This is a genomic window from Roseomonas sp. USHLN139 (assembly GCF_037145735.1).
Classification (GTDB): Bacteria; Pseudomonadota; Alphaproteobacteria; order Acetobacterales; family Acetobacteraceae; genus Pseudoroseomonas.
Window position 1 is genome coordinate 471,361 of the sequence record NZ_JBBCWY010000003.1, and the last position, 19,486, is coordinate 490,846.

General features: G+C 70.1%; 17 protein-coding genes. 12 read left to right on the forward strand and 5 right to left on the reverse strand.

From position 1 onward, the window contains the following. The first annotated feature begins 51 nt into the window (after nt 1-51). The 7 genes from WFI16_RS12700 to WFI16_RS12730 all read left to right on the forward strand — a co-directional run bounded on the left by WFI16_RS12700 (nt 52) and on the right by WFI16_RS12730 (nt 8,223). On the forward strand, nt 52-1,203 hold the full coding sequence (locus tag WFI16_RS12700) for a substrate-binding domain-containing protein (RefSeq protein ID WP_419898194.1): 1,152 nt from the start codon (nt 52-54) through the stop codon (nt 1,201-1,203). A gap of 137 nt (nt 1,204-1,340) precedes the next feature. Continuing rightward, on the forward strand, nt 1,341-2,201 hold the full coding sequence (locus tag WFI16_RS12705; protein WP_265886002.1) for a metalloregulator ArsR/SmtB family transcription factor: 861 nt from the start codon (nt 1,341-1,343) through the stop codon (nt 2,199-2,201). 1 nt (nt 2,202) lies between these two features. Next, complete coding sequence (locus tag WFI16_RS12710; RefSeq protein WP_109517860.1) at nt 2,203-3,252, forward strand: ArsJ-associated glyceraldehyde-3-phosphate dehydrogenase; 1,050 nt, start codon at nt 2,203-2,205, stop codon at nt 3,250-3,252. Beyond that, nucleotides 3,252-4,478, forward strand: coding sequence for an organoarsenical effux MFS transporter ArsJ (arsJ, locus tag WFI16_RS12715; RefSeq protein WP_099095880.1), 1,227 nt, complete (start codon nt 3,252-3,254; stop codon nt 4,476-4,478). The genes WFI16_RS12710 and arsJ overlap by 1 nt, the downstream gene beginning before the upstream one ends. Before the next feature lie 142 nt (nt 4,479-4,620). After that, a complete protein-coding gene (locus WFI16_RS12720; RefSeq protein WP_245906461.1) occupies nt 4,621-5,439 on the forward strand; it encodes a substrate-binding domain-containing protein in 819 nt (272 codons plus the stop codon). Nucleotides 5,440-5,537: 98 nt separating this feature from the next. After that, the gene (locus tag WFI16_RS12725; RefSeq protein WP_146201918.1) at nt 5,538-6,917 is read left to right on the forward strand and encodes an ATP-binding protein; all 1,380 of its coding nucleotides are present in this window, start codon (nt 5,538-5,540) and stop codon (nt 6,915-6,917) included. After that, entirely contained in the window at nt 6,907-8,223 is a 1,317-nt protein-coding gene (locus tag WFI16_RS12730) for a sigma-54-dependent transcriptional regulator (protein WP_099095883.1), read from the forward strand. Before WFI16_RS12725 ends, WFI16_RS12730 begins: the two co-directional genes overlap by 11 nt. A gap of 84 nt (nt 8,224-8,307) precedes the next feature. Here the strand turns inward: WFI16_RS12730 and WFI16_RS12735 are convergent, their stop codons facing one another. Further along, nucleotides 8,308-9,705 (reverse strand): DUF4365 domain-containing protein, encoded by a 1,398-nt coding sequence (locus tag WFI16_RS12735; RefSeq protein WP_245870329.1) that lies wholly within the window; start codon nt 9,703-9,705, stop codon nt 8,308-8,310. Between WFI16_RS12735 and WFI16_RS12740 the strand changes: the two genes are divergently transcribed. From WFI16_RS12740 to WFI16_RS12755, 4 genes are all read left to right on the forward strand, one after another. Next, nucleotides 9,704-10,066 carry an arsenate reductase (azurin) small subunit gene (locus WFI16_RS12740; RefSeq protein ID WP_245870330.1) on the forward strand — a complete coding sequence of 121 codons (363 nt, stop codon included), beginning with the start codon at nt 9,704-9,706 and terminating at the stop codon, nt 10,064-10,066. The genes WFI16_RS12735 and WFI16_RS12740 overlap by 2 nt on opposite strands. A gap of 13 nt (nt 10,067-10,079) precedes the next feature. Further along, on the forward strand, nt 10,080-12,704 hold the full coding sequence (locus WFI16_RS12745) for an arsenate reductase (azurin) large subunit (protein WP_099095886.1): 2,625 nt from the start codon (nt 10,080-10,082) through the stop codon (nt 12,702-12,704). Nucleotides 12,705-12,770: 66 nt separating this feature from the next. Then, nucleotides 12,771-13,148 carry a c-type cytochrome gene (locus WFI16_RS12750; RefSeq protein WP_099095887.1) on the forward strand — a complete coding sequence of 126 codons (378 nt, stop codon included), beginning with the start codon at nt 12,771-12,773 and terminating at the stop codon, nt 13,146-13,148. After that, the gene (locus WFI16_RS12755; RefSeq protein WP_099095888.1) at nt 13,145-14,308 is read left to right on the forward strand and encodes a molybdopterin molybdotransferase MoeA; all 1,164 of its coding nucleotides are present in this window, start codon (nt 13,145-13,147) and stop codon (nt 14,306-14,308) included. The genes WFI16_RS12750 and WFI16_RS12755 overlap by 4 nt, the downstream gene beginning before the upstream one ends. Nucleotides 14,309-14,617: 309 nt before the next feature. Here the strand turns inward: WFI16_RS12755 and WFI16_RS12760 are convergent, their stop codons facing one another. The 3 genes from WFI16_RS12760 to WFI16_RS12770 form a co-directional block, all read right to left on the reverse strand. Further along, entirely contained in the window at nt 14,618-15,103 is a 486-nt protein-coding gene (locus WFI16_RS12760; protein ID WP_099095892.1) for a DUF305 domain-containing protein, read from the reverse strand. Nucleotides 15,104-15,240: 137 nt separating this feature from the next. After that, nucleotides 15,241-16,740, reverse strand: coding sequence for a calcium-binding protein (locus WFI16_RS12765; protein ID WP_244311088.1), 1,500 nt, complete (start codon nt 16,738-16,740; stop codon nt 15,241-15,243). 98 nt (nt 16,741-16,838) lie between these two features. Continuing rightward, on the reverse strand, nt 16,839-17,171 hold the full coding sequence (locus WFI16_RS12770) for a four-helix bundle copper-binding protein (RefSeq protein WP_099095893.1): 333 nt from the start codon (nt 17,169-17,171) through the stop codon (nt 16,839-16,841). A gap of 202 nt (nt 17,172-17,373) precedes the next feature. Here WFI16_RS12770 and WFI16_RS12775 point away from each other — a divergent pair, with 202 nt between their 5' ends. Next, nucleotides 17,374-17,607 (forward strand): hypothetical protein, encoded by a 234-nt coding sequence (locus WFI16_RS12775; protein WP_099095894.1) that lies wholly within the window; start codon nt 17,374-17,376, stop codon nt 17,605-17,607. A 408-nt stretch (nt 17,608-18,015) separates the two neighbouring features. Here the strand turns inward: WFI16_RS12775 and WFI16_RS12780 are convergent. Beyond that, the coding region (locus WFI16_RS12780; protein ID WP_419898195.1) for a copper-translocating P-type ATPase at nt 18,016-19,486 on the reverse strand (1,471 nt) is incomplete at its 5' end.

Genomic DNA, 19,486 nt, shown 5'->3' on the forward strand with positions numbered 1-19,486 from the left:
CCCTCGCGGCAGAAGGCTACGACGCTTCCACAAATATCGAAACGACCTTCGATGTGCGTCGAGCAGGAGTTCACGGCGATGGCGTTGAAGCCGACATCCGGCGCCGCAGTGGCCGGTAACGAGGGGCGGACCGGAGCCAGGAGCCTGGCGTCCGGCGCCGGTAGGCTGGCCATGCTGGCCGGGGCGGCGATGGCCGCCCTGACTGCGGTTGGGCCCGTGTTGGCTCAGACCCGGGAGGTCACCCAGGTGACCGGCAGCTCCACTGTGGCCCCGTTCAGCCGGGCGGTCGCGGAGGCGGTCGGCAAGGCGGCTGGCGGCGAGCGGGTGCAGGTGGCCAGCACCGGCACGGTCCACGGCTTCGCCCAGTTCTGCCGCAGCAACGGGCTTGGCAGCCCCGACGTGCAGGATGCCTCGCGCCGGATCACCGGGGGCGAGTTCGCGCTGTGCGTGCGGAATGGCATCAACGAGATCATGGAGATCCCCATCGGCTACGACGGCATCGTCGTCGCCCACCGCAGGGGCCTGGCCTCGCCGAACTTCACCCTGGCCCAGCTGTGGCTCGGCGTCGCCAAGGAGGTGCCCAGGGACGGGCGGCTGGTGCCGAACCCGTACACCTCGTGGCGCCAAGTCTCCCAGGACCTGCCGGACTGGCCCATCCGCGTCATCGGCCCGCCGCCGACCTCGGGCACGCGCGACAGCTTCACCGAGCTCGCGATGATGGCAGGGTGCCGGGCGGCGCCGGAGGTGACCGCCATCGCCGACGTGGCCGAGCGCAACCGCGTCTGCTCCACGGTGCGCGAGGATGGCCGCTGGGCCGACGCCGGTGAGGACGACCAGGCCATCGTCGGCCGGGTCGTGGACGGCGCCGACGGCACCCTGGGCATCTTCGGGTTCAGCTTCCTGGAGGCCGCCCGCGACCGCATCGAGGGTTCGATGGTCGGCGGCGTCGACGACACGGTGGAGACCATCGCATCTGGCCAGTACCCACTCTCCCGCCCGCTGTTCCTGTACGTGAAGCGGCCGAACATCGACCGCGTGCCCGGCCTCAAGGAGTTCCTCGCCGAGTACGCCTCGGACCACGCGCTGGGCCGGGAAGGCTACCTGGCCCGCATCGGGCTCGTGCCGCCACCGGCGGAGCGGCTCCGCGCCATCCAGGACGCGGTGCGCAACCGCGTCATCATGGACCGGCGCCCGGCGGGCTGAGGGCGATGCGCGGCCGTGACCCCAGAGACCTCGACCCGCCTGCTGCTGGTCGGCGCCCGTCGGCCGCCGGTGGCGGTGGCTGCGCCGGGCCGCGGCCCGCGGGGGACACAGCCGCGCCGTTCGACTATGGCGACAGCATGGAAGCCAACGAAGCCGCGTCCGTGTTCTCCGCCCTCGGCCAGGGTTCCCGCCTCGACCTGCTCCGCACCCTGCTGGACGCCGGGCCGGACGGGTTGCCAGCGGGCGTCCTGGCGGAGCGGCTCGGCATCGTCCCGTCCACGCTGTCCTTCCACCTCAGGGGCCTGGAGCAGGTCGGGCTGATCCGCTCCACGCGGCAGGGGCGCAGCCTCATCTACGCCGCCCAGATCGACCGGCTGCGGCACGTCGTCACCTTCCTGACCGAGACCTGCTGCGGTGGCCGCCCGGAACTGTGCGGCAGCCTGACTCCGGCACCGGCGGCAGCACCCCTGCGGGACGGCCCCATGGTCGCCGCCTTCAACGTGCTGTTCCTGTGCACCCGGAACTCGGCCCGCTCGGTCATGGCCGAGGCCATCCTGAACAAGCTCGGCGGCGGCCGCTTCCGCGCCTACTCGGCGGGCTCCGATCCGGCGGCGCGGCCAATGGCGGAAGTCCTGCGCAAGCTGGAGAGCCTCGGCCACGACGTCTCCGCGGTGCGCAGCAAGTCCTACCGCGAGTTCCAGGGGCCGGACGCGCCGAGGATGGATTTCGTCATCACCCTCTGCGACGAGCTCCAGGGCCAGCACTGCCCCGACTTCGGCGGGCAGGCCATCACGGCGTCATGGCCGCTGCCCGGCCCCGGCCGCTACGAGGCCGGGTCTCCGGACCGCCAGCTGATGGTCAACGAGCTCTACGCCAGCCTGCACCGTCGCCTCGGCATCCTCACCAATCTCAAGGTGGACGCGCTCGACCGGCTGTCCCTGCGCCACCGCGTGGACGACCTCGGCGAATCCCCTCTCACCGTCGCAAGGGAGCGCTGACATGCGCGTCGGCATCAACGGCATGGGCCGCATCGGCCGTCTGGCCTTCCGTGCCGCCATGGGCGGCGTCCACCGCGAGACGGACGACCCCCGCGCGGGCAACCGGCTGGACGTCGTCCACGTCAACGAGCTGAAGGGCGGCGTCGAGGCGACGGCGCACCTGCTGGAGTTCGACACCATCCACGGCCGCTGGCGCGAGCGGATCGCGGCGGAGGGCGGCGAGGCGTTGCGCCTCGGCGACCGGCGCGTCGGCTTCAGCGCCGCGGCGGCGCCGGGCGACCTCCCCTGGGGAGACCTCGGCTGCGATGTCGTCCTGGAGTGCACTGGCAAGTTCCTGAAGCAGGAGCAGCTCCAGCAGTACTTCGACCGCGGCGTGAAGCGCGTCATCGTGGCGGCGCCGGTGAAGGACCCGGCCGCGGCGGCCCTGAACATCGTGGTGGGCGTCAACGACCACGAGTACGACCCGGCCCGGCACCGGCTTCTGACGGCGGCGTCCTGCACGACGAACTGCCTGGCGCCGGTGGTGAAGGTCGTCCACGAGGCCATCGGCATCCGCCACGGCCAGATCACCACCATCCACGACCCGACGAACACCAACGTCGTGGTGGACGCCCCCCACAAGGATCTGCGGCGCGCCCGGTCGGCCATGCTGTCCCTGCAGCCGACGACCACCGGCAGCGCCACCGCCATCGCGCTCATCTACCCGGAACTCCAGGGCCGCCTGAACGGCCACGCCGTCCGGGCGCCGGTGCTGAACGCCTCGCTGACGGACGCCGTCTTCGAGCTGCGGCGGGAGACCACGGCGGAGGAGGTGAACGCCCTGTTCCGCGACGCCGCCGCCGGGCCGCTGGCGGGCATCCTCGGCTACGAGGAGCGCCCGCTGGTCTCCGCCGACTACGCCAACGACACCCGCAGCGCCATCGTCGACGCGCCCAGCACGCTGGTGACCGACGGCACCATGCTCAAGGTCTACGCCTGGTACGACAACGAGATGGGCTACGCCTGCCGGATGGTCGACCTCGCCTGCATCGTCGGGGAGCGCGGCGTCTGATGTCGGCCGTCCGCAACTACATCATCGTGACCGGCGCCTACTGGGGCTTCACGCTCACCGATGGGGCGTTGCGGATGCTGGTGCTGCTGCACTTCTACCAGCTCGGCTACACCCCCTTCACACTGGCCTTCCTGTTCCTGCTCTACGAGGCGGCGGGCATCTTCGCCAACCTCGGGGGCGGGTGGCTGGCCGCGAAGTTCGGCATCCCGCGGATGCTGGCCATTGGCCTGACACTGCAGATCGGCGGCCTGCTGATGCTGTCGGCGCTCGACCCGGCCTGGAGCGCCGCGGCATCTGTGGCTTGGGTCGTTTGCGCCCAGGGCATCTCCGGCGTGGCCAAGGACCTGACCAAGACGGCCTCGAAGTCGGCCATCAAGGCGTCCTCGCAGCAGGGCGCCGGTCAGTTGTTCCGCTGGGTCGCCTGGTTCACCGGCTCCAAGAACGCCATGAAGGGCTTCGGCTTCTTCCTTGGGGGCTTCCTGCTCCAGGCCGCGGGCTTCCGTCCGGCGCTCTGGGCGCTGGTGGCGTTGCTGGTGGTGGCCCTGGTGGGCGTGCTGCTGTCGCTCCCCCGGGAGCTGGGCAGGGCCAAGGCGTCCAGGAGCTTCAGGGAACTCTTCGCCAAGAACCGCGGCGTCAACCTGCTCGCGGCTGCCCGCGTCTTCATGTTCGGCTCCCGCGACGTCTGGTTCGTCGTGGGCCTGCCGGTGTTCCTGTATGGCCAGGGCTGGAACTACGTCGGCGTCTCGACCTTCCTGGCCGCCTGGACGATCGGCTACGGCGGCGTGCAGGGCCTGGCGCCGCAGGTGGTCCGCCGCAGCCCGGACGGGCTATCCCGCGAGGTGCCGGAGGCGCGGCTCTGGGGGACGGCGCTCGCGGCCATCCCCGTCGTGCTCGGCATCGTGCTGGCGACGGGCGCGGTCGGGCGCCCCGACCTCGTGGTGGTCGCCGGATTGGCCATCTTCGGCTTCGCCTTCGCTGTGAATTCCTCACTGCACTCCTACCTGATCCTGGCTTACGCCGGGTCCGAGAAGGCCGCCGAGGACGTCGGCTTCTACTACGCTGCCAACGCGGCCGGACGGCTGGGCGGGATCCTGCTGTCGGGCGTGCTGACGCAGTACGCCGGTCTGGAAGGATGCCTCTGGGGGTCGGCCGCGATGCTCGCCGCCTGCGCCCTCCTGACCTTCCTGCTCCCCAAGAGCCTCGTGGCACGTCACGCCCCCGTCTGACGCCCCGCTCGCAAAGCACGTGACAATCCGGCGAAAGGAGCGCCGAATGCAGGGCTGCAGGTAGAACCCGTAAGTGGGTCGCCTGGGGGTGGAACGAATGGCTCCAGCGTGCCCCGCAGGCCGAAGGGCCGTCCTGGCCGCCGTGGCCCTGGCCGGGCCGCGCAGGGCCCGTGCGACCTCTCTGGCCCCGGTCCGCTTCGGCCTCACCCCAGTCTTCCTCGAATCCGACCTTGCCCTGCTGCGGGCGCTGTCCAGCCAGATGGCGGCGGCGCTCGGTACCCCTGTTGAGCTCGTGAAGCGCCGGACCTACCAGGAGGTTGTCGCGCTCCTTCTCACGGGGCAGCTCGACGCCGCCTGGATCTGCGGCTTCCCCTACGTGCGGCACGCCGACAGGCTGTCGGTTCTCGCCGTGCCGGTGCACCGCGGGCGCCCACTCTACCAGTCCTACCTCATCGCGGACCCCAGCCTGCGGGCGAGGTCGCTCGCGGACCTCCGGGGCCGCAGCCACGCCTTCTCCGACCCGGACAGCAACTCCGGGTGCCTGACAACCCGTTGGCTCCTCGCGGGCGAGCACCAGTCCCCGGCGACGTTTTTTGGCGCCACCTTCTTCGCCTACGGCCACCGGAACGTGGTCCGGGCCGTGAGCAGCGGCCTGGCGGAAAGCGGGTCCGTCGACGGCTACGTCTGGGAGACCATGGCCGAGACGGAGCCTGGGCTCACCTCGACGACTGACGTTGTCGCCCGCTCCGCATGGCAGGGCTTCCCGCCGGTCTGCTGCCTCACCGTGTCGCGGCAGGGCGCCGCGGCTCGCGGCATCGAGGCGGCCCTGCTGGCGATGGCGGGTTCCCCGGCGGGCACCGAGATCCTCCGCGCGCTCCGCCTGGACGGCTTCATGCCCGGGAGCCCCGGCCTCTACGACGGCATCCGCGCGATGTCCCAAGACCTGGAGAGCCGGGCATGAGGCGTGCGGGACCGCGGCGGCTCCGGGCTCAGCTGGACCCACGACGTTGGCCGCTGCTGCTCACCGTTCCCTTGACGGTGGCGGCATTGGTGGCTGGCGTGGCCACCGTCACCGGGCAGGCGGTGCTGGCGCGTATGGAGGCGGACCAGGGGCGCCACCTGGCGGCCCTGGGGGCGGCCTTCCTCGACGGGCTGGCGACAGCTGTCCAGCCAGCCGCCGTGCGGGCCGACGTCTGGGAGGCGTTCGACGCCCTGGACCGTGCCAGCGGGCAGTACGAAGCCCTCCGGCCCACCCTGTCGGTTGTGGTCCTGCCAGACGGCTCGGTCCTGGCATCCTCGAGCCCGCGGGTGCTGCGTACCGGCGCCGCGCTGCCGCGGTCTCTGTCTGGCCCGGCTGACCAGGCCATCGCCTCGGGGTCGCCCGCCATCGACGAGCGGGCCGGGCGGGCTGTCGTGGCGCGGGTCCTGCTGGAAGGTGGCGTGCCGGTCGGTCGGCTGGTGGCCAAGGCCGACATCGGTGCGCTGCTGGCGGAGCGGGACGCGGTGGTCAGGGCGCTGGTCCTGGCGAACATCGGCATCGCGGCGCTGTTCGCCGCCGCAGGCGCGCTACTGGTCCGGCGCATCCTCCTGCCGACCGAGCGGCTCCGCCATCGGCTCCTCGAGGCCGCCCAGGGGAGGCGCCCCGAGCCCCTGGATGCGCAGGCGGGCTCCGGCCCTGAGCATCTGGCCCTGGTGAACGCGTGGAACGGCGCCGTGGCCGCCATCGCGGAGCGGGACCTCATGGCCGGGCGGCTGGCCCGGGAGGAGGGCCGCGCCCAGCTTGGGCGCCTGACGGCGGCCATGGCCCACGAGGTGAACAACCCGCTCGGCGGCCTGATGACGGCGGTGGACACCCTCTCCGAGTACGGCGACAGGCGCGACATCCGCGAGGAGGCCGTCGGCCTGCTCAGGCGGGGCCTGGACGACATACGCAAGGTGGTCCGCGCAGGGCTGTCATCCTGGAAGACGGGGCCGGGCGAGGCACCACTCGCGGCTCAGGACTTCGAGGACCTGCGGCTGCTCATCCGCCACGAGGTGTCACGCCGTGGCCTGACCCTCGACTGGCGCAACGACCTGCCGGACGGCGTGCGCGTCGACCGGACGCTGGCCCGGCAGATCGCGCTGAACCTGCTCCTCAACGCGGCCGCCGCCTCGCCGCCGCAAGGCGTCCTCGGCTTCCGCGCGCAGGGACTCAGCCAGGGCGGCGCGGTCATCGAGGTGGGCGATGTCGGCACCGGCCTACCCGCCGAAGCCGAAAGCCTCCTCGCGGACCCGGACGGCCCACCACCTTCTGGTGGCGGGCTCGGCCTCTGGACCGCCGCCCGGCTGGCGCGCAGCCAGGGGGGACGGATCACGCGCGAGCCGACACCGCGGGGAACGCGGCTGGTCGCCGAGCTGCCGGTCCCCTCCCACGCCAAGGAGGTCGCCCATGCCAGCTGAACGAGGCCAGATCCTCCTCGTCGAGGACGACCCGACGACGGCGGGCACCATGGCCCAGCGCCTGCGCATCGAGGGGTACGGCGTCGAGGTCGCGACCGGCGCCGTCGAGGCCGCTGCCTCGCTGGAGCGGCGGGTGCCCGACCTGCTGCTGTCCGACCTGCACCTGCCGGACGGCTCCGGGGAGGAGCTCTTCCTGTCCCAACGCAGCCGTCTCGCCGGGACGCCCGTGCTGGTGATGACGGCCTACGCTGGCGTCGACCAGGCCATCCGGCTCATGAAGGCGGGCGCCGACGACTTCCTGGTGAAGCCCGTCGAGATCCAGGACCTCCTCGGCCGCGTTGGTGCCCTGATGGCCCGGCGCGTGGTGCCCGCGGCAGACGCTACCCTGGGCGTCTCGGCCGCCATCCGCCGGATCGAGGCGACGGTGCGCCGGGCGGCGCCCAGCGACTGCCCGGTCCTGCTGCTCGGCGAGACCGGCACCGGCAAGGAGGTGGCGGCCAAGCTCCTGCACCGCCTGTCCCCACGTGCGGCGGCGCCCTTCGTCGCGGTGAACTGCGCGGCCATCCCGGCCGAGCTGGCGGAGAGCGAAGTCTTTGGCCACGAGCGCGGTGCCTTCACCGGCGCCGCCATGCGACGGATCGGCTGCGCCGAAAGGGCAGGGGCAGGCACGCTGTTCCTGGACGAGGTCGCCGAGCTGGCGCCCGGGCTGCAGGCCAAGCTCCTGCGGTTGCTCGAAGGGCGCGAGTACACCCGCGTGGGCGGCTCCGGCACGCTGGCGTTCCACGCGCGCGTCGTCGCGGCGACCAACGCCGACCTGGACCAGCTTGTGCGCGACGGCCGCTTCCGCGAGGATTTGCTCTACCGGCTCGACGTGATCCGCATCGAGATCCCGCCGCTCCGCATGCGTCGCGACGACATCGTGCCGCTGGCGCGCCAATTCCTTGCCAACGCATCCCTGGCTTCGGCCCGCGGCATCCGGGGCTTGGACAGCCGGGCGGAGCGCGCCTTGGAGGAAGCGGACTGGCGCGGCAACGCCCGCGAGCTCCGCAACAGGGTTGAGCGGGCCGCCGCCTTGGCGGACGGGCCCTGGGTCGGTGTCGACGACCTCCTGGGGGGCACCGCGTCCAACGGCGCCAGCCCCGTGGCGGCGGTCGGGACGCTGGCCGAGGCGGTCACGGACGCCGAGCGGCGGGCGGTCTCCGCCGCGCTCGCCGCCGCGTCCGGCGAGGTGGAGGTCGCGGCGGGCATCCTCGGCGTCGGCCGCTCGACGCTGTTCGAGAAGATCCGGAAGCTGGGTTTGCGGTGATCGGATGAAGCCTGAGCGGACGGTGGTTCGCCCAAACTGACAGGCAGCAGCGCTTACACCAGGCTCCGAAACAAGCGCTCAGGGCTAATCACGTTCCATGGCTCGTCTGAACGCCCATTCATTGTAGTCTTCTTCGTCGCACTCGTCTTCGTCATCCCTCTCCGGTTCCTCTGGCGGCTCAGGATCATCTGGATCCTCGAAGAAGGCTTCCACGGCGAGGAACTGCTTCGCCGCCTCGTTCAGTTCCACCTGCACGATGTGGGTCTCGATCTCGTTGGACTGTTCTTCCGCAGGGATGAGCTTGGCGTACTGGTAGGTGAGCCACGGGAAGAAGTGGTTCATGACTCCGTGAGGTGTGTGAGTTGTACCCCAGACACCAATTTGGGAATCCGGTTGGCTCTTTTCATAACTCCCGTAGTAAACGTCTATCTTGCGAAGACCCAGGGTCTTGTTGACCCAGAAGTCGAAACTGAAGAAGACTTCCTTGTCTCGGTATTCCTCCATGTCTGCTTTGTCGGCCGCGAAGCGATAACGCTTGATCGACGCACGGTCCGTGCCGATCCCGCTGGCGAGGGCGGGCTTCGCCTTCTCATCCAGCACGTTCCGAGAAGGGATGTGGATGGCCCAGCCCTTCTTTGTCTGCCTTGTCAGATGGCGTTCAACACGTTGCCAGAGGGTGAGGCCGGTTTCTGGATTGTGGAGGATCAGAAACACTGGGAGGGAGTGCCGCAGCCAGTACTCGAGGTGGCGAGGCTCACCGTAGAACGTGTACCCCTCTGCATCCTTGTGCTGGAAGAAAGAGGTGCCCGACTTAACCTGAAGCGCAATCAGCTGTCCCGTTGGCTCTCCCTCTTCGTCAACAATCTCGACTTCCGCATCGACACCAAAGTCGCTGATCGTCTGCTCGCGGAAGAACCACTTCAGGCGCTTGGTGAAGATGAGGTTCACTTCCTGAACGCCGACGCGCTCTGTCAGTGCCGTTGATGTTCTGGCCATGGGATGCATCACTGATAGCAGAAGGGGCGCAATACTACACACGACGTGCGGCGTCGGGCGAGGCCCCGACCACGATGTCACGTAGGCGCCGCAACGGTCCAGGATGCCTTTCGTTCTTGCCTTGCGAGCGGGGGCGCAAAGTCCAGCCTTCTGGACCCGGACGGCGCCAAGTCCAGCTTCCTGGACTCCGGTGACGGTCCGGTGACAGCAATCCTCCGTCAACATCCTGATTTCCAAGGCACCGTAAGCCACCGCCGTCACGGGCGCCGTTGGCACGCCCGCTGCAATGCTGTCGTCGCCTGAGAGCGGGGAGACGGAAATGTCGGGTTGCAACAAGCTTACGGAGAGCGGCCGCCGCTTCTTCCTGGGACGGGGGGCGCTGGCGGTGGCTGGCGCGGCGGCGGCCTCCACGGTGCCGCAGGCGCCCGCCAAGGCGACACCGGCCCTGGCGCGCGTGGCGTACCCGGTCAGCAGGCTGGGCAACATGCGCGACCTGAAGGTCAACGAGCCCATGGACATCAGCTACCCGGACGCCGACAGCACGGGCGTGCTCATCAAGCTCGGCACGCGGGTCGAAGGTGGCGTCGGCCCGGACGGCGACGTCGTCGCCTTCTCGAACCTCTGCCCACACAAGGGCTACCCCATGTTCTACCAGGCCGACGACCGCACCCTGAACTGCCCCGGCCACTACAGCCGCTTCGACTGCGAGAAGGGCGGCCTGCAGGTCTGGGGCCACGCGACCCAGAACCTGGCCCAGTTCCGCCTGCGCGTGGACGCGGGTGGCGACATCCACGCCGAGGGCGTGGACGAGCTGCTGTACGGCCGCCACTCCAACGTGCTGGCCTGAGGAGGGCGGGAACATGGCTTACAAGCGCAACATCGACCGCCTGCCGATCCCGCCGCGGGACGCCAAGGTCAACAACGTCGTCTGCCACTACTGCATCGTGGGCTGCGGCTACAAAGCCTACTCCTGGCCCGTGAACCGCCAGGGCGGCCCGGCGCCGGACGACAACGCCTACGGCGAGGACATGCGGGGCCAGCTCGGCGCCGACAGCGCCGCCTGGGCGGCGCCGTCCATGTACAACGTCGTCCGGCACAACGGGCAGGACGTCCACATCGTCATCAAGCCCGACCACGACTGCGTGGTGAACTCCGGCCTCGGTTCCATCCGCGGCGCCCGCATGGCCGAGATGTCCTACTCCACCGTCACCGGGACGCAGCAGGCGCGCCTGACCGACCCGCTGGTCTGGCGCTACGGCACCATGTCGCCCGCCTCCTGGGACGACAGCGTCGCGCTGGTCGCCGAGGTCACGCGCCGGGTCATCGAGGAGCAGGGCGAGGACGGCCTGCTGGTCTCCGCCTACGACCACGGCGGAGCGGGCGGCGGCTACGAGAACACCTGGGCGACCGGAAAGCTCTACTTCCAGAGCATGAAGGTGAAGAACATCCGGATCCACAACCGTCCGGCCTACAACTCCGAGGTGCACGGCTCCCGCGACATGGGCGTGGGTGAGCTGAACAACTGCTACGAGGACGCCGAGCTCGCGGACACCCTGTTCATCGCGGGCGCCAATTCCCTCGAGACCCAGACCAACTACTTCCTGAACCACTGGGTGCCGAACCTGCGCGGCTCGACGCTGGACAAGAAGCAGAGCCAGCTGCCGAACGAGCCGCACGCCGCCGCCCGCATCATCGTGGTGGACCCCCGCCGGACGGTGACCATCGCGGCCTGCGAGGCCGAGGCGGGAAAGGAGAACGTGCTCCACCTGCGCATCAACAGCGGCACCGACCTCGTGCTGTTCAACGCGCTGTTCACCGAGATCGCGACCAAGGGCTGGGCCGATAAGGCGTTCATCGCCACCAGCACCAGCAACTACGACGCCGCGATCGGCGCCAACCGCACCACGGTGGAGGAGGCGGCCCGGCTCACCGGTGTGTCGGCGGAGGACATCCGCAAGGCGGCGGCCTGGATCGCGGAGCCCAAGCAGGGTGGCGCCCGGCGCCGCACGATGCTCGCATACGAGAAGGGCATCATCTGGGGCAACGACAACTACCGCACCAACCAGTCTCTGGTGAACATCGCCCTGGCGACGGGCAACATCGGTCGCCCCGGCGGCGGCTGCGTCCGCCTCGGCGGTCACCAGGAAGGCTATGCCCGCCCCTCCGACGCCCATGTCGGCAAGCCCGCCCAGAACGTCGACGAGCTCCTCATCGGCGGCAAGGGCGGCATCCACCACGTCTGGGGCTGCGACCACTTCAAGACGACCCTGAACGCCTCCGAGTTCAAGCGCGCCTACCAGCGCCGGACCAACATGGTGAAGGAGGCGATGGACTCCGTCCCCGCCGGTGACCGCGCCGCCCAGGTGGAGGCCATCATGAAGGCCATCCGCGCGGGCGGCCTGTTCAGCGTGGACGTGGACATCGTGCCGACCCAGATCGGCTCCTGCGCGCACGTGGTCCTCCCGGCGGCGACCTCGGGGGAGATGAACCTGACCTCCATGAACGGCGAGCGCCGCATGCGCCTGACCGAGCGCTACATGGACCCGCCGGGCAACGCGATGCCGGACTGCCTCATCGTCGCGCGCCTGGCGCAGGCCCTGGAGCGCTCCTTCCGCACGGCCGGGAACGCCGCCGTGGCCGACCGCTTCCGGGGTTACGACTGGAAGACGGAGGAGGACGCGTTCATGGATGGCTACCACCAGCACGAGAAGGGCGGCGAGTTCGTCACCTACGCCCGGCTTCGCGCCATGGGCACCAACGGGTTCCAAGAGCCCGCAGTCGGGCTGGAGACCACCGGCGCGGTGGCTGGTGGCACGACCACCGGCGCCTCGCCCGGCATGGTGGTGCAGGGGCCCGGCATAGAGGGCGCCCGCGGCCGCGAACCCGTCCAGCAGGCGGCGCCGGGCGCCGGTGCGACCGGCACACCGGCGGCGACCACCGGCGGCAGCGAGCGAATCCTTGGGACCAAGCGCCTCTACGCCGACGGCAAGTTCAACCGCCCGGACGGCAAGGCGGTATTCGCCGCCACCCCATGGCGGGGGCTGCAGGCCCAGGGCAAGCAGGCAGAGAAGGACTCGCAACGCTTCCTGGTGAACAACGGCCGCGCGAACCACGTCTGGCAGTCGGCCTACCTCGACCAGCACAACGACTTTGTTCGCGACCGCTTCCCGTACCCCTACATCGGCATGAACCCGGATGACATGGGCGAGCTGGCGCTAAAGCCGGGCGACCTCGTCGAGGTCTTCAACGGCAACGGCGCCACCCAGGCGGTCGCATGGCCGGAGGGGGGCCTCGGCCGCAACCAGACCTTCATGCTGTTCGGCTACCCGACGGGCGTGCAGGGCAACGTGGTCAGCAAGGCGACCAACGAGTTGGTCATACCAAACTACAAGCAGACCTGGGCGAACATCCGGAAGCTCAGCGACGCCCCCGAAGCCGTCCGCCACCTGTCTTGGAAGACCCAGGAGTACCGGGCCCAGACTTGAGATCGGGCACCCTGCGACGCGGCCGCCCGGCTGCGTCGTCACGCTCCCCCTGCCATTGGAGACCCCATGCGAGTCCTTGCCTCGGCCCTGCTCTGCGTGCCGCTCCTCGCCTTCCCGGCTCTCGCCCAGACCGTCCCGTCGGGCGAGCAACTGTTCCGCAGCCAGTGCGGCGCCTGCCACGGCGTGGACAGCCGCAACCGCGTCGGCCCCGGCCTCGCCGGAGTGCTGGGCCGCCGCGCGGCAGCCGTCGAGAGCTTCCGCTACTCGAACGCCATGCGCACAAGGGCGGCGGAAGGACTGACCTGGGACGAGGCGACGCTGCACGCCTACTTGCAGGCCCCCAAGCAGGTCGTGCCCGGAGGCAGCATGTCCTATGTTGGCATGAAGGACGAGGCACGCCTGAACGCTTTGCTGGCCTATCTCAAGGAGAATGCGGGGTCGTGACCACCAGCCTCGCGCCCCGCCCCGCATGCTCCGATTGCGACCTGCAAGCGGGCCTTGTGGACGTCGAGATCGCGCGCGCACGGCTTCTCGCCGACGTCCATCCGGTGCGGGGCGTCGAGCTCGTTTCATTGTCGGCGGCGGCCCGGCGGGTGCTGGCGAATCCTGTACTGGCGACATCGGACATGCCGCCGTTCGACCGCGCCGCCGTGGACGGCTATGGCGTCGGCGGGCCGGGGCCCGGCCCCTTCCAGGTCGTCGGCTACCTTCCGGCGGGCGCGGGTGGCCTGCCGCGTGTGGGCGCCGGTGAGGCGGTGCGCCTGCTGACCGGCGCCGCCGTCCCCGAGGGCGTCTGGGCGGTCGCGATGCAGGAGGGCTGCCGGGTGGACCCGCACTCCGGTGTCGCGTCGCCGACGCTCCTGCAGGATGCCAACATCCGCCGCCGGGGTGAGGATTTCCAAGCGGGCGAGGCGGTGCTGGAGGCGGGCACCCGGCTCGACCCGCGCCACCTCGCGTTGCTGGCTGCGGTTGGGGTGGGCGACGTCGCGGTCCGGCGCAGGCCGCGGGTCGCCGTGCCCTCCGCCGGTGACAAGCTGCTCGAGCCGGGCATGCCGCACGCGCCGGGCGCCATCCACGACAGCAACCGCCCCATGCTGGCCGCCTTGCTGCGGGGCATGGGCGTCGAAATCCTTGGCCTGGGCCTGCTGCCTGACCGGCGATCCGACATCGCGGCCGCCCTGGAGCGGGCGTCCGGGTGCGACGCCATCGTCGCCTCGGGCGGCGTGTCCGGCAGCGAGGCCGACCACTTGCTGGGCGCCCTGCATGACGCCGGTGGCCACGGCTCCTGGTGCGCCGTGGCGCTGAAGCCGGGCAAGCCACTGGTGTTCGGCGGCATCGGCACGGCGCGCTGCCTGTTCCTGCCCGGCAACCTGGTGGCCGCGCTGGTTAGCGGCATCCTGTTCGGGCGCCCGCTGGTAGCTCGGCTTACCGGGGCTGTGGACGGCGGCCTGAAATCCTTGCCAGCGCGCCTGGCGTCCGGCTGGGACCGGAAGCCGGGGAGGGAAGAGTTCGCCCCCGCGATGGTCGGGCCGGACCTCGTGGTCGAGCACATCAGCAAGCCAGGGTCGGCGCGACTCATGCCGCTGGTAGCGGCCGATGGCTAGGTCAGGGTAGGTCGAGACGTCGGGATGCTGCGGGCCGGGGACGCGGTCGCGTTTCTATCCCTAGCGGGAATCCTAAACGGGTAGGATGGCGCCCGTGCTCCTTCGTTGCCGCGGCGGTTTCGCCAGGTTTCGGAGGGCAGGGACTCCGGTGTTGCGTTCGGGTGTTTGGCAGCCTCTGGTCGATAGCCGCCTATCCGCTTCGGAAGGTGAGGCAGGGCAAAGCGGACCCTCCCTGCTGAAGGTCTCGCGATGGATGCCCTGCCGATGGCATGCGCCCCCAGTAAGTCCGCGGGCGCCGCACAAACACCATCAGCGCGCGGGCTGCAGCACCGGCGCAGAGGGTGCCGGAGGGTTGGCCTCCAGTTCGGCAATCAACTGCTTCATCTCGCCGATCTCCCGCACCTGGGCCGCGATGATGCTGTCGGCCAGTTGCCGGACGTGCGGGTCCCGGATCCGCGCCCTCTCGCTGGTCATGATGGCGATGGAGTGGTGCGGGATCATCGCCTTCATGTAGGCCACGTCGCCCACCGTCTGCTGGCTCCTGACCAGCCACAGCGACCCTGCGAACACCAGGACGCTGGCGCCGAGGATGGCCATGTTGGCGGTCCGGTTCCGGTACATGCCGAGCATAAACAGCAGCATGATGACGGCCATGGTCGCCCCCATCACGAGGGCCATCCAGGTCCGGGTCTGGCTGTAGAAGACGTGCTCCAGGGCATAGGTGTTCAGGTACATCAGGCCGAACATGACCACGGTCGACACCAGGATCATCAAACCGAAACGTGCGTAGCTCATGGCGAAGCCCTTTCTGGCCGCTGGCCGGGATGGCCCGGCTTCAGCGACAGGTCTCGATTGGCAGGAGCGCGACCGGTGCCCGCAGGCACCGGTCGCATTGGAGGCGGTGAGCCTGGCTAGACAGCCCCCGCTTGAACTCAGGCGATCGGGCCGCCGCTCTCCGGGAAGACGTACCAGGAGCCGAAGTCGCCAATGCCCTCCACGAAGCCCGGCGCCTCGGCGAACATGAAGTCGCTCTGCCGCAGGTCGTCCTTGGCGATGCCCTCGAGGAGGATGGACCCCGCGAAGGTGTCGTCCTCGCCCATGCCCCAGCCGACCAGGGCGCCCCCGGCTGTGTCCTGAATGACGACATCCGCAGGCTGGATGCCCTCCATGAAGGCGATGTGGTCGAAGGCGCCTTGGGCCTCGCCGGTCGCCTCGAAGTCCAGGACCACGTCGTGGCCGCTGTCCATCGACACCATGAAGGCGTCGGCGCCGGTGCCGCCGACCAGGGTGTCGTCGCCCATGCCGCCGTTCAGCATCCCGTGCGCGGCGCCCTCGTCGAGGTAGTCGTTCCCGTCGCCGCCCATGAGCTCGTCGGACTCCGCCCCGCCGAAGAGCCTGTCGTCGCCAGCCTCCCCCGTCAGGCGGTCCATGCCGTCGCCGCCCGCCATGGTGTCACGGTCGTCGCCACCCTGGAGATGGTCGTCCCCGGCCAGGCCTGAGATGGTGTCGTCTCCCGCCAGTCCGAAGATGGTGTCCGATTCCGACGACCCCGTCAGGGTATCGGCACCAGCGGTGCCGCGGAGGACGGCGTTCCCCTCGATGTCGAAACTCAAGGTGCGGTTATCGAAGACGTGGTCGGCCAAAAGGTCGAAGATGGCACCGGCCTGTGGCTCACCGGATACCTCGGGGCCCGCAACGCTGGGCGTCGGTGCCTCGTCGGCTGGGCCGTCAGGCACCCGCAGGCCGGGAGGCAGGTCGGCCGCGTCGCCGAACATGAAGTCGTCCTGCGCCAGGTCCGCCTTGAAGACGCCTTCCAGCAGGACTGAACCCCCGTCCCAACTGACCTGGACCCCATCTGCGGTGTCCGCAAAGGCAAGGTCTGTCCACTGGAGGCCGTCCATGACCGCCAGGTGGTCGAACATGCCGGGACCGGCGGTGAAGTCCTTGATGACGTCGTGGCCGCTCATCCGGCCGATCATGAAGGCGTCCGGGCCGCCTCCGCCAACCAGGGTGTCGTCGCCCATGCCGCCGTCGACGGTGCTGTGCCCCTCACCCTCGTCCAGGTGGTCGTTCCCGGGGCCGCCGCGCAGCGTGTCGGCGCCAGGGCCGCCGTAGAGGGTGTCATTGCCCTCGCCACCTTCGACCTCGTCGTCGCCCATGTTGCCGGAGACCACGTCGGCGCCCGCACCGCCGTGGAGGACATCGTCCATGCCGCCCCCGCCAATGCGGTCGTCGCCTTCGAGGCCCCAGGTGAACTCGGCGCCGTCGGTGCCGCCCAAGGTGTCGGCGCTCTCATCGCCGAAGGTGACGTTGTGGACGTGGCCACCGGCCTCGAAATCGAAGTGAAGCCCGCCCAGCGTGCCGTGCAGGGTGTCAGCCAGCCGGTCCGTGAGGTTCGTGAGCAGGCTGCTGAGATGTTGATTCTGGCTCATGCCGACGCTCCGTCAGAACGTTTTGATCTGCACGGGAAGCGTTTGCTTCCGGTGGAGGTGACAAGGACCGGACCCGCTGTCCGGTCCTTGTCCCGGCGTCAGGCGCTCATCTCGCGGCAGGACGCGGCGCACTTGCGGCACTGCGCGACGCAGTCCTCCATGCCACCCACGGCCTCGCAGCTTTTGGCGCACTCCTCGCAGATCTCGGCGCACTCGGCACAGGTGTGCTTATGGTGGGGCGTGCCGATCAGCATCATGTCGGCAGAGGTCTGGCAGATGGTGGCGCAGGCCATCATCAGCCTGAAGTGATGCGGCTCCACGTGCTTGCCGCCCGCTTCCAGGCAGTGGTTCATGGCCGTGCCCAGGCAGGTGGAGTGGCAGCGCAGGCATTCCTCGATGCAAGCCTGCATGGCGGGGGTCATCTGATGCATCTTTCTTCTCCGTTAGGATGTCCGTGAGGCGGGGTTCGCCAGCCTGCTCGGCAGGTCGGCTGCCCAATTGAGGTGACGAGCGTGGGTGCGGGCGCCCGTTGGACGGAGGGCTCGGCCATGCTCCGCCTTCCGCAGGCCCTGGGGCTCTGCGGAGACGCTCAGGACGCTTTATCGGGGTGGTGGAGAAGGAAGGTCGGAGAAGATGCCCGCGATCGAAGGTGGCGGCATGGCAAAGAAATCGCTGCCGCTGACCAGGAGCGTGACCTGCGGGCTGACCGGCGGCAGGAGGGCAGCGCCGCTCCCGCAGTGCCCGATGACGCAGCAGCCTGGCCGGACGGCATCGCCGTCGCAGTTCGGGCAGCACTTCTTGCCTGCCGTCCTTGCCTTCGCAGCCGGACCAGACATCCGGGCATGGTGGGGAGCGGGCGTGGCGTGACCAGCGTACGCGGACGCCTGGGTGAGGGCCGCAGGGGGGGACGTCGGGGACATGGCGTTATGTGCCACCGCAGGCACAGCAAGGATGGACACGCATATGGCGAGCACCAAAGCAGTCACAGCCTGGATCGCGCTTTCCGTCCAGCGCATCGGTTCATCCGCCCTACGAGCCTTCGCCAGTAAGCGTCCGTCTGCCGGATGGTTTCCTATTCGGCTTGCGAAGAACGCGGCACATCGGAGATTTCCGCACCTGCGCTGCCTCGCTTAACCTCGCTTCGAATGCGACCACGACGCCTGGAGCTGCGGGGCATCGCAGGCCGGATGTCATTGCTGTCGCCTTGCAGCACCGGCGTGCTCGCCCTGGCGGCCGGGGGCGAGCACGCCGATGCCTTCACAGGACCAGGCGGGCCTAATCCTGCAAGCGGACGGCCCGCAGGCGCAGCGCGTTGCCGATGACCGAGACAGAGCTCAGCGCCATGGCCAGGGCCGCCACGATCGGGCTGAGCAGCAGGCCCAGGACCGGGTACAGCACGCCCGCCGCCAGGGGCACCCCGGCCGCGTTGTAGACGAAGGCGAAGAACAGGTTCTGCCGGATGTTGCGCATCACCGCGCGCGACAGGAGCCGCGCCCGCGCGATGCCCGCGAGGTCGCCCTTCACCAGGGTCACGCCCGCGCTCTGCATGGCGACGTCCGTCCCGGTGCCCATGGCGATGCCGACGTCGGCCTCCGCCAGCGCCGGGGCGTCGTTCACGCCGTCGCCCGCCATGGCGACGACCTTCCCCTTGGCGCGGAGCTCCCGGACGATGCGGTGCTTGTCCTCGGGCAGGACGTCGCCCTGGAAGTCCTCGATGCCGAGCCTGCGGGCCACCGCCTCCGCCGTCGTGCGGTTGTCGCCCGTCAGCATGACGATGTGGATGCCGCTGGCGCGCAGGCTCTCCAGCGCGGCGGGCGTGCTCTGCTTGACAGGGTCGGCCACCGCGATGACGCCGCCCGGCCTGCCGTCCACGGCCAGGAAGAGCGCCGTGCCGCCCTCACGCCGGAGCTCGTCGGCCCGGGTGGCGAGACCACCCAGGTCGACACCAAGCTCCTGCATCAGCCGCGCGTTGCCCAGCGCGACTTGGCGCCCCCCCACCGTGCCGGTCACGCCCTTGCCCGTGACGGACGCGAAGTCGGCAGGCTCGCGGAAGGCCATGCCGCGTTCCTTGGCGGCGGCCACGACCGCGGCCGCCAGCGGGTGCTCGCTGGACCGCTCCAGGCTGGCGGCCAGCGGCAGCACCTCGGCCTCGGTCAGGCCGGGTGCCGGGACCACGGCCACGACCTTGGGCTTGCCCTCCGTCAGCGTGCCGGTCTTGTCCACGACCAGGGTGTCGACCTTCTCCATGTGCTCGAGCGCCTCGGCGCTCTTGATGAGCACGCCCGCGGACGCGCCCTTGCCGACGCCGACCATTATGCTCATGGGCGTTGCCAGGCCGAGCGCACAGGGGCAGGCGATGATGAGCACCGAGACGGCCGCGATCAGCCCGTAGGAGAGCGCGGGACTCGGGCCCCAGGCTGCCCAGGCGACGAAGGCCAGCGCCGCCACGGCGATGACCGCCGGGACGAAGTAACCGGAGACCGTGTCGGCCATGCGCTGGATGGGCGCCCGACTGCGCTGCGCCTCGGCGACCATGGCGACGATGCGGGACAGCATGGTGTCGGAGCCGACCTTGCCCGCCCGCATGACCAGCGCGCCGGTGCCGTTCACGGTGCCGCCGATGACCTTGGACCCCGGCGCCTTCTCGACCGGCAGGGATTCACCGGTGACCATGGACTCGTCCACGGCGCCGCTCCCTTCCAGCACCGCGCCGTCCACCGGCACGCTCTCGCCGGGCCGCACGCGC

What these genes read in the sequence shown, in the direction of transcription:
- WFI16_RS12730 (WP_099095883.1), top strand. Translation starts at nt 6,907, where the DNA reads ATGCCAGCTGAACGAGGCCAGATCCTCCTCGTCGAGGACGACCCGACG.
- WFI16_RS12775 (WP_099095894.1), top strand. Translation starts at nt 17,374, where the DNA reads ATGCCCGCGATCGAAGGTGGCGGCATGGCAAAGAAATCGCTGCCGCTG.
- WFI16_RS12770 (WP_099095893.1), bottom strand. Translation starts at nt 17,171, where the DNA reads ATGCATCAGATGACCCCCGCCATGCAGGCTTGCATCGAGGAATGCCTG.
- WFI16_RS12740 (WP_245870330.1), top strand. Translation starts at nt 9,704, where the DNA reads ATGCGCGACCTGAAGGTCAACGAGCCCATGGACATCAGCTACCCGGAC.
- WFI16_RS12705 (WP_265886002.1), top strand. Translation starts at nt 1,341, where the DNA reads ATGGAAGCCAACGAAGCCGCGTCCGTGTTCTCCGCCCTCGGCCAGGGT.
- WFI16_RS12700 (WP_419898194.1), top strand. Translation starts at nt 52, where the DNA reads ATGTGCGTCGAGCAGGAGTTCACGGCGATGGCGTTGAAGCCGACATCC.
- WFI16_RS12735 (WP_245870329.1), bottom strand. Translation starts at nt 9,705, where the DNA reads ATGTTGCCCAGCCTGCTGACCGGGTACGCCACGCGCGCCAGGGCCGGT.
- WFI16_RS12760 (WP_099095892.1), bottom strand. Translation starts at nt 15,103, where the DNA reads ATGAGCTACGCACGTTTCGGTTTGATGATCCTGGTGTCGACCGTGGTC.
- arsJ (WP_099095880.1), top strand. Translation starts at nt 3,252, where the DNA reads ATGTCGGCCGTCCGCAACTACATCATCGTGACCGGCGCCTACTGGGGC.
- WFI16_RS12750 (WP_099095887.1), top strand. Translation starts at nt 12,771, where the DNA reads ATGCGAGTCCTTGCCTCGGCCCTGCTCTGCGTGCCGCTCCTCGCCTTC.
- WFI16_RS12765 (WP_244311088.1), bottom strand. Translation starts at nt 16,740, where the DNA reads ATGAGCCAGAATCAACATCTCAGCAGCCTGCTCACGAACCTCACGGAC.
- WFI16_RS12710 (WP_109517860.1), top strand. Translation starts at nt 2,203, where the DNA reads ATGCGCGTCGGCATCAACGGCATGGGCCGCATCGGCCGTCTGGCCTTC.
- WFI16_RS12745 (WP_099095886.1), top strand. Translation starts at nt 10,080, where the DNA reads ATGGCTTACAAGCGCAACATCGACCGCCTGCCGATCCCGCCGCGGGAC.